At 40.3% G+C, this 9,323-nt stretch carries 3 protein-coding genes; all 3 read right to left on the bottom strand.

All coding sequences use genetic code 11. The features are described 5' to 3' along the window. Positions 1-64: 64 nt before the first annotated feature. Positions 65-2,713 (bottom strand): SDR family NAD(P)-dependent oxidoreductase, encoded by a 2,649-nt coding sequence (locus tag MTBBW1_RS18725; RefSeq protein ID WP_080805880.1) that lies wholly within the window; start codon positions 2,711-2,713, stop codon positions 65-67. 355 nt (positions 2,714-3,068) lie between these two features. Beyond that, positions 3,069-7,646, bottom strand: a complete 4,578-nt coding sequence (locus tag MTBBW1_RS18720) for a type I polyketide synthase (protein WP_080805878.1) — start codon at positions 7,644-7,646, stop codon at positions 3,069-3,071. A 155-nt stretch (positions 7,647-7,801) separates the two neighbouring features. Then, entirely contained in the window at positions 7,802-9,208 is a 1,407-nt protein-coding gene (gene rlmD / locus MTBBW1_RS18715) for a 23S rRNA (uracil(1939)-C(5))-methyltransferase RlmD (protein WP_080805875.1), read from the bottom strand. Positions 9,209-9,323: the final 115 nt, after the last annotated feature.

The following is a 9,323-nucleotide window of genomic DNA, read 5'->3' as shown; positions in this document are numbered from 1 at the left end:
TTTATGGATTGATAAAAAATGTACATGATGGATAACCGCCATTGTACATTATGTAATGAAATTCTTATCCTGCAATGAAATCATGGGGAACAATTTGCAATTTGAAATTTTCCATCTGGTAAATGCAGAGTTCATCAACATACAGAAGGCCGTCAGCTTCAATGGAGTATTTCCATTGTTCGTTTTTCTTCTTGCTTTCTTCTCTTTTTTTTATGTGAGCTACAACCTTGATTGTTTTGCATGACGGTGTAATTTGCCCTCTGTATATCCATTGATGGGTGTGATGTGGCATTACAATTCCATACTCTTCAGGGTTATATGCCCATTTTTCAAGGGCATAAAACTGCATCAACTGAAGAAAGGACTCCACGCCAAGTGAGCCCGGACAAACAGGATCCTGATAAAAATGAGCCTTGAAGAACCATTCTTCAGGATTAACATTTTTAGTACCCTGTATAAAACCTTTCCCAAACTTTCCTCCATTTGTCAGTAGTTTATCAATGGTGTCAATCATAAGGAGCGCTTTTGATGGCATACCGTTTTTTTTCTTCTGCCAGTTTGCATCATCAGGTGTTAATGGGCAGTTTTTTGTAAGTTCCAAAATTATATTCTTATTTGATGAATTTCTTTTTCCTGCTTTTTGTGCAAAGTACGACAAATCTGCAACATCAAGGGTTTTGTTTTTATCTGAGATTGACTGTAAAGTTGCTTGATGTAATTCTGAATTTCTGATCCCTGTCTGGTTTGAAAGCGATTTTTGTGTAAAAAATCCAAAATTGGTTGTTCCTTTATATATGTGACTCTCCTGATTTGAAACTTCCATATCAAAGTTTTGAATTATTATACCACCTGCATGTGAGACAGAACTCATTCTTGAACGCATGGTCAATGTACCCATTTTGCGGTGCACAGGCCTTATAAATTCTGCCGTTCCTCCAAGATTTCTGAAATAGAGTCTCTCTTTGCTTTTAAGTGCGGAACCTGCGTATGCTGCAAGCCATCCGCATGGTTGAAGTGCAATTTCAAGAAGAACGGAAAAAGGCATATATCGTGAAGCAGCAGCTTTGAAATACCAGCCGTCTGCTGGTATATCAAACTGACATTCGATCCAACCGCCGGGCTTCATTTCCCACTGTGGTGCATCTGTTTTAATGACCCTGTCCATAAAAAAATAGGGAGGCCCAGGAAGACGGGCAATCTCTCTGTCATGATCAAATTCTCTGTATAGCTCACCAAACGCTTTTGAGGGTTTGCCTGTGGCAAATTCCAGAATCTGTTCTCTGCTAAATAAAGCAACAGGTTTGGGTTCAACATTGTCAGCATAATATGATTTTTCTAAGGATGAGAGTTGAGGGTTGTGGGAAGCCAATGAGCCTCCTGTAACAATTTCCACATCATTCCATGCAGATTCTTTCAATTCATCAACTAAATATTTTGCACCCTCTTTTAGGGGAATAAGTTCAATACCCTGTTGGATAAACTCTTTTTGAAGTTGTGCTGTTACCATTCCACCTTCCCAGGGACCCCAGTTGATGGAAATGAACCTGCATTGACTTATGTTGTGATCTGTGTCGTTTTTGATTTTTCGATTTTTGATTGGATTTTTGCTGTAGAACTGTGCTGTTTTGTTGAGAATCTCGTTGGCCATGGCATAGTCAACCTGTCCTCTGTTTCCTGTTCTGGCTGCCACTGAAGAGAAAAATACCACATATTTAATAGGGTCATTATGTGTGAATTGTAATAGGTTTTTCATCCCTTCAACCTTGGTTTCAAATACTGACTTGAACTGCTCCTCTGTTTTGTCAATTATCAGTTTATCTTTAAGAACCCCCGCTCCATGTATGATCATATTGATATTGCCAAACTCTTCCCTCACAGCTTTGAAAGTCTTCTTTACGCTTTCCGGTTGACGGATATCACTGCTGTAATATTTAACTTTTGAGCCTGCGGATTTAATCTTGTTAAGGGTTTTCTCTATTTCCCTTGCAGATACAAGGCTGTCAAATTTTTCCTGAAGCTTCATAGGAGAAGGCATAGCAGAGTCAATGAAGAGATTCGCAATGATTGCTGACTTGATCTCTTTTTCACTGTTTAGGTTCCTCATCCATTCGGGTTCTGGTGCAGGCAGAGGAGATCGTCCAATAAGAATTATGACAGGGGAAAAAGCCTCTGCAATTTCTACTGCACATTGGGCAGTCACTCCTTTTGCCCCTCCTGTGATGACTACAACATCTTCTGATGATAGTGGAATGTGGTTGTTTTTATATTGCGACAAGTGGTTAAGAGAGGATGAAGCAGCAGGGGGGGCTTCATGATTTGCTGCTTTTTGTGACTCAGACTCTCCAGGAGTAGTTTTTTTTGTTAAGCTGTTTTGGGAAAAGTGGGTGTGTGATTCGATGTGATCAGATAAAGGCAAATGGGATGTGACAAGTTCGGGAAATATACATATGTTTTCTATGAGTCCTATTTCAACTTCTCCGGGCATTCGCATAAGAGATACTGCAATATCAGCGTCTGCAACAGCATGCTTAACTGAGAAAGGCATGTCAATGGATTTGCAAACTACACCTTTCCATTCCAGGGCTGCTGTTTTTGCAAGTGCTGAAAGCGCTCCGTGACATGGATTAACAATACTCTCTTCACCAAAACCAAATGTACCCCCAAGAAAGGATATCGTTGTAAAAAAAGCACCTTTGTCATCAGCGGAACGCATGAGATTTGCTGCATTGCGTTTAGTTAGAAGGAATGCTTTTTTCAGGAATAGATTAAAGCTTATCCAAAATCGCTGTTTTTCATGACAATCATTCTCATTAAACGGGCATGGCCGGAGTTTTCTGTCAGATTCAATAGCAATAGAAGGGTTAATATCTTCTGCAATGATTACAAGTCCGGCCAGATCGTCAAGGTTTGCATCAAGTGCTTTGTCAATTGTGATTATCTCTGAGGTAATCTGCTGTTTTGCAAAGGCTTTTTTAAATTCTTGGGAGACCAGCTCTTCTTTAGATATAATATATACTTTTTTGTCACTACTTATATCAACAATTTTCTCATTATTAATGTTTAATTGATTAAAAAGTATCTTTTTTAGTGAGATGGACTGTCTCAGAAGTTTTTTTTGTTTCTATTGAAGTTGTGGTTGTTTCATATATCCGGGATTTTGCATTGCCATGACAGGTATCAGAAACACCCTGACAGGTATTATTAATTCCCTGACAGGTATCACCAACTTCCTGGCAGGTATTATTATTTTCATGAGAAGTATCACCAACTTCTTGGCAGGTTTTATTATTTTCATAACAGGTATCACCAATTTCTTGGCAGTATTGATTATCTTCGTACTCTCCTGAAATTTTTTTTGCGATCTGTTCAAGTGTTTTGAGACTTCCAAGGTCATCCGGTGAAATTATGCCTGCCTCTGGGATTTTCTGCTCAAGGCTGGAGAGAATTTCAACTCTTTTAATGGAATCAATTCCAAGGTCTGATTCAAGATCCATATCACTGGTTAGCATTTCAACTGGAAAACCTGTGAGATTGCTTATTGTCTCCATCAATAGTGCCATGACATCTCCATTATTTGTCTGAACAGGAGATGATTCATTTTTTTTCTCTGATGAATATTGATATTCATGGCTGGTCTGTTTTTCCTTTCCGGAACTAAGCAGGTCAACAATATCTCTCAAAGTTTTAAGGGAGCCCATGTGTTCAGGTGTAAGAGTGGCTGTGTCTGGTAGTTTTTTCTCAAGTTCTGAAACAATTTCAACTCTTTTGATTGAATCAATTCCAAGATCCGATTCAATATCCATATCAAGTGAAAGCATTTCTACGGGAAAACCTGTCAGATTGCAGACAGTCTCAAGCAAAATGTTTTCTGCTTTGGAAGATAAATCACTGTTTTGACTTTTATTGTTATATTGTGATGTAACAATATTATGTTGTGATGTGACAGATGACTTTTCAGGAGAGGATGAATTCAATTCATTGTGTCTATAATTGTGGTCAATTTTGTTGTCGTCAGGTTCTGCTGGTTTATCGTCACAGTGGGAAATTGTTGAATTTTGATAAGGGTTAAAGTAGTTAGTATGTTCATTTTTCAGTGATTTTGCAGACAAATCGTGGGATAGTTTTGGGCTTGATTGCGTTGCCAATGAGAGTCTATTCAATTGTCCGCTTTTTCCATTATTGCCCTCTTTTTTCCGCACATTGTTTTCTTTATTTCCGGTATAACCGATATAGCAGGAATCTATTGCATTTTGCGCAAAGAATCTGGTCTGTTCCATCATGGCCTGAAGTGTTTTGCCGGAATTTGATTGTGTCTCAAGAAATTTTTCATGGGCATGGGCAGTTCGAGCCTGGAGATCCTGCATGGATTCCATGCCTTTCTGCACAAGCTGCATGGCGCTGAATATAAGATGTTGTGAGAAATCAGATTGATTGTTTTGTTTTGAAATATCTGAATCCTGTTCACAGGAAGTCGCTTCTTGTTCATTAAATCTGTTTGACTGCATATTGGCTCCTCTATGCTCCGGGTTCAATGCCAGGATGGGCCGGGATGGTTTTGCCCCCGAAATAGACTCATTTTGGGGGGAACTTTTTTGGGCTGATGATGAATGTGGGTGAATTTTTCCAGACAATGTTTTTTTCCGGTTGACAGTTATTTTTACATCATGGTTTTGATCAGGCATTTTTTGCTTTTTGGGGTTTGCTCCTGTAAGTGGGACTCTTATGAGCTTTTTTTCAGGCTCTTTTACAGCGTCTTCCCATTGATCAAGGGTAACATTTATGCCTGAAGCACCAAGAGTACACAAAAGTATTGATAGATCTTCAATTGCTCTGTTTTTGCCTGAAGATGCATCCAGCGTAAGGCACTTAATTTCCTTTTTTTCAAGAATTGATCGCGTTAATCCTGACAAAATGTTTTTGGGACCAACTTCAATGAATGTTGTGACACCGGTTGCATGCATGTACTCAATGTCAGCAACAAAATCAACCGGGTTGCCAAGTTGTTTTCCAAGAAGCTCATATGCTTCTTCCGGTTTGTCCGGGTAGGGGGTGCCTGTCGTGTTGGACATAACCGTGGTATTGTTATGTTTTATTGCAATGGTTCTGACAGATTCTGCAAAGGGCTTTATTGCGTTTTCAATTAATTTACTGTGGAATGCAGCAGCAACAGGTAATTCAATGCTTCTAATCTTGTGTTTTTTTAAAATGGCGGCAGCACGCCTTATCTCCTCTATGTCCCCTGATAACACCCCCTGCTGGTGGGTGTTTCTGTTTGCAAGGACAAGATCAAGTTTTTCTTCTTTAAGATAGTGCTCAATTTTTGATAAAGGTGCTTTTACAGCAAGCATTCCACCTTTTTCATCTTCTGAATCAGCAGCTTTTGCCATATATTTGCCACGGTTTCCGGCAAGTTTGAAAAAACTTTCTTCATCTATCCATCCTGCAGCACAAAGGGCTGTCAACTCCCCAAAGCTGTGTCCGCACGTTATATCAGGCTCGATTCCGAATCTTTTCAATATTTTTGACATTGCAAGGGAGACTGCTCCGATGGCAGGTTGAGCAATGTCAGTTGCCCTTAAAGTCTCTTCAGCCTGTTTGATCTCATTTGCATATGGCGGCAGTGGAAAAAGTGAAGATGCAAGCAAGTTTCCAGGAAGTATATTATGAGTTTTCAGGGTCTTTTCAGCCAGTTCAAGGGTTTGCAATGCTTCAGGAAAAATTGAGAGCAGTTCACGTCCCATGCCTGTATATTGACTTCCCTGCCCTGGAAAAAGAAATGCAATCTTTCCTGTTTTGAGACCAGAACCAAAAAAGATACCGGATTTTTCAAGTTTTTTCTGCTCTGTTTGATTTATGGGGTTTTCGTCAGGTCTGTTTTTTAGGCGGTTGTTTTTACCTTCAAAGGCGTGTTGTTTGATTTTTGAATCACTGCCTTGAAAGGAGAACTGCTTGGTTGTAGAATTTCTATATTGAATTGAGTCATTGAGTGTGGATATAGCAATATCGCATTTTTTAACAGGATCTTCGCTGTTTTTGATTGCCATAAGAAGCCTGAAATTGTCAGATGCATTGAAATTTTTTCTGCTTTTTTCTGACCTCCACGCAAGCATCTGGTTTTTTTCTCCAAAATCAAAATGCAATGATGTTTGCATATCTTGTCTGAACTTTTCAATAATGTTGCATAATCCTTCTATGGTGTCATGAGAAAAAGCTGCAATCTGGAGAGTGCCATCCCATGATACATGCTCTTTTTCATCTTTATACTCTTCCAGAACGGCATGGAAATTACTGCCGCCAAATCCAAAAGCGCTGACACCTGCCCTTCTCGGATACTTAGAACTATTAAGCCAGGGTTTTGAAAGGTGATTGAGATAAAAGGGGCTTTTTTCCATGCCAAGTTCTGGATCCGGATTTTCTGCTTTTAGTGTAGGGGGTAAGACCTTGTGATAAAGGGAAAGCGCTGTTTTGATAAGACCTGCAATGCCGGCTGCTGCCTTTGCATGGCCTATCATGGATTTTACAGAGCCTACAGCAGCAGGTTTTTGGGGATTTTTCCCTGACATGAGAGATTTGAGAGAGGAAAATTCAATTTTATCGCCCACCCTTGTACCGGTACCATGGGCTTCAAACAGTTCAACAGTTTCAGGATCAATCTCAGCTTCGGTATAGGCTGCTTTTAGAGCCCTTAGCTGTCCTGCACTGTCCGGAGCATATATGCCGCCGGTTTTGCCGTCACTTGATGTTCCAATCCCTTTGATGACAGCATATATCCTGTCATTGTCTCGTTGGGAATCTTCAAGGCGCTTGAGCACCACCATTCCGATACCTTCACCAAGTACAGTACCGTCAGCATCTTTTGAAAATGGTTTTGCATCGCCTGAGTGAGATAGAACTCCTGTTTTGGAAAAACACATGTGCATGAATATATCATTGAGAGTATCAACTCCACCGCTTATGGAGAGATCACACCGTCCGGAGGCAAGTTCCATGCAGGACGTGTGGATGGCGCTTAAGGAGCTTGCACATGCAGCATCCACAACACTGTTTGTTCCTCCAAGGTCAAGCCTGTTGGCGATTCTTCCTGCCACAACATTGCCAAGAAGACCAGGAAAAGAGTTCTCCTGCCAATCTGGAAAAAGCCCGGATATTCGCTGTAGAACTTCATCCATTTTTTCTGTTGGAATATTTGCATCGGAAAGTGCTTTTTTCCATAAAGGATGATAGAGTCGTGCTCCCAATGGGATTACAAGCTCTTGTGTGCCGGTGACACCCAGAATTATGTTGGTGCGTTTTTTATCAAAACTTGATGATCGTACAGGGTAACCGGCATCTTCCATTGCCATTTCCGCAACCATAAGACCAAGTAACTGGGAAGTATCTGTGGCTTCAATGTTTTTTGGAGGCATGCCATAACGGGCAGGATCAAAGTTTGTCTCCGGTATGAATCCGCCACGTTTACAGTATGTGTGATCAGGTGTGGCAGGATTTTCATCAAAGTAGTCCTTTAAGGACCAGTGTGTCGTTTCCGGAATATCGGTTATGGCATCGACGCCGTTGAAAATAAGGTTCCAGTATTGCTGAAGTCCGCTGGAATGCGGGAATATTGCCCCCATGCCTATGATGGCTATAGCATTATTTTTTGACAAAACACTCCTCACTGTTTCACAGGTTAATTCAATAAAGTTATTGAATATAGATATAATGGGTTTTTATACAGAGCAGAGTGTTTGTTTAACAAAAATTTTACATTGGCCATCAAATATACGTCAGCAATGCCATCAAATATGTGTCAGCAATGCCATCAAATATGTGTCAGCAATGCAACCGATTCAATGTGAAAAGTGTGGGGAAACATATCAACCGGCTGTACTTCAATGGCTTTGTAATCTGTGGCCAGCATTGATAGATCCCTTGCAAGTGTGGCTGGATTGCAGGATACATATACGATTTTTTCAGGGGCAAGATCAATTACCTGACTTACCACATCCTTGTGCATACCTGCTCTGGGCGGGTCAATAATCATTACATCGCACTGTTTTTTTTCTCCAGCTTCATTAAAAAGTTCAGGCAGAACATATCTTATGTCTCCTACATGAAACCGGCAATTATCAACGCCGTTGATCTGTGCATTCTTTTTTGCATCCAGCACAGCGCTTTCGACAATTTCAATTCCTGTAACCTCTTTTGCATCCCTTGAAAGCCATATGGGAATGGTTCCAGTTCCTGAATAGAGATCCAGAACATTTTCTTTTCCTGTAAGTTCTGCATAATGGGATACAAGAGAATAGAGCGTTTCTGCACCGCGTGTATTGGTCTGAAAAAAAGAGTTGGCTGAAATTTCAAATATGAAATTTCCAAGTTTCTCCTTTATATATTGTTCCCCTGCAATTACATTTTCATATTCTCCTGTTGCAACACCTGCTTTTCTAGCTGTCACGTTGTTCACAAAGGAGGTAATCATGGGATATCTTTCCATGAGTTTGTCAGCAAGTTTTTTCAGAAGAGAATTGTTATCTGTTTTTGTAACGATATTTACCATCCATGTTCCGTATGCCACTGAGTTTCTCAGCATGACAAAACGCCAGAAACCTTCATGTGTTTTTAAATCATAGGCAGGTGTTTCGGACTCTTTGATAAAACAGCGTATATCTTCAAGTATTTTGTTGCCAGGTTCTGGTTGAATGAGACAATTTTTTATATCAATCACCTTGTCAAATGTGCCTGGTACATGCAGTCCCAGACCAAAATCCTTGGTGATATCTGGATTTTGAAGTTCCTCCGGAGTCAGCCAGCGCCTGTTGCTGCACGAAAATTCCATTTTATTACGAAAGCCCAGTATATTGCCTGAAGGCAGAACATCCTTGACCGGAATATCCTTTAAAAGACCTATATGTTCAAGGGACTCTTTTACATGATTTTTTTTATATCTTAATTGCTGCTTATAGGGCAGGGATTGCCAGCGGCATCCTCCACAATAGTTTGCGTAACTGCAAGGGGCATCCTGTCGGAGGGGAGAGGGGACAATAAGATCAATCAGTTTGCCTTCCGCATACTTCTTCTTTTTTTTGATAATTCTGACAAGTGCCCGATCTCCCGGAATGGTTCTGTCAACAAATACCGGAAATCCGTCAGGTTTTGCAATACCCTTGCCGCCAAATGCTAAATCCAGGATATCAAGTTCAGCAGTTTTTCTTTTTTTCAGACTCATTTATCTCTTTCCCAAATTTTATTAGAAAATCTCCATAATATGCTGATATATAACGACTTTCATGTTTCGTTGTGATGCGTCAGCAAACATGGAGGTTTATTTATATCTCCAAGCG

Origin of the sequence: Desulfamplus magnetovallimortis (genome assembly GCF_900170035.1) — a bacterium.
GTDB classification, from domain to species: Bacteria; Desulfobacterota; Desulfobacteria; order Desulfobacterales; family Desulfobacteraceae; genus Desulfamplus; species Desulfamplus magnetovallimortis.
The sequence above is the reverse complement of the archived record's forward strand: the minus strand, read 5'-3'. Positions and strand labels throughout refer to the sequence as shown.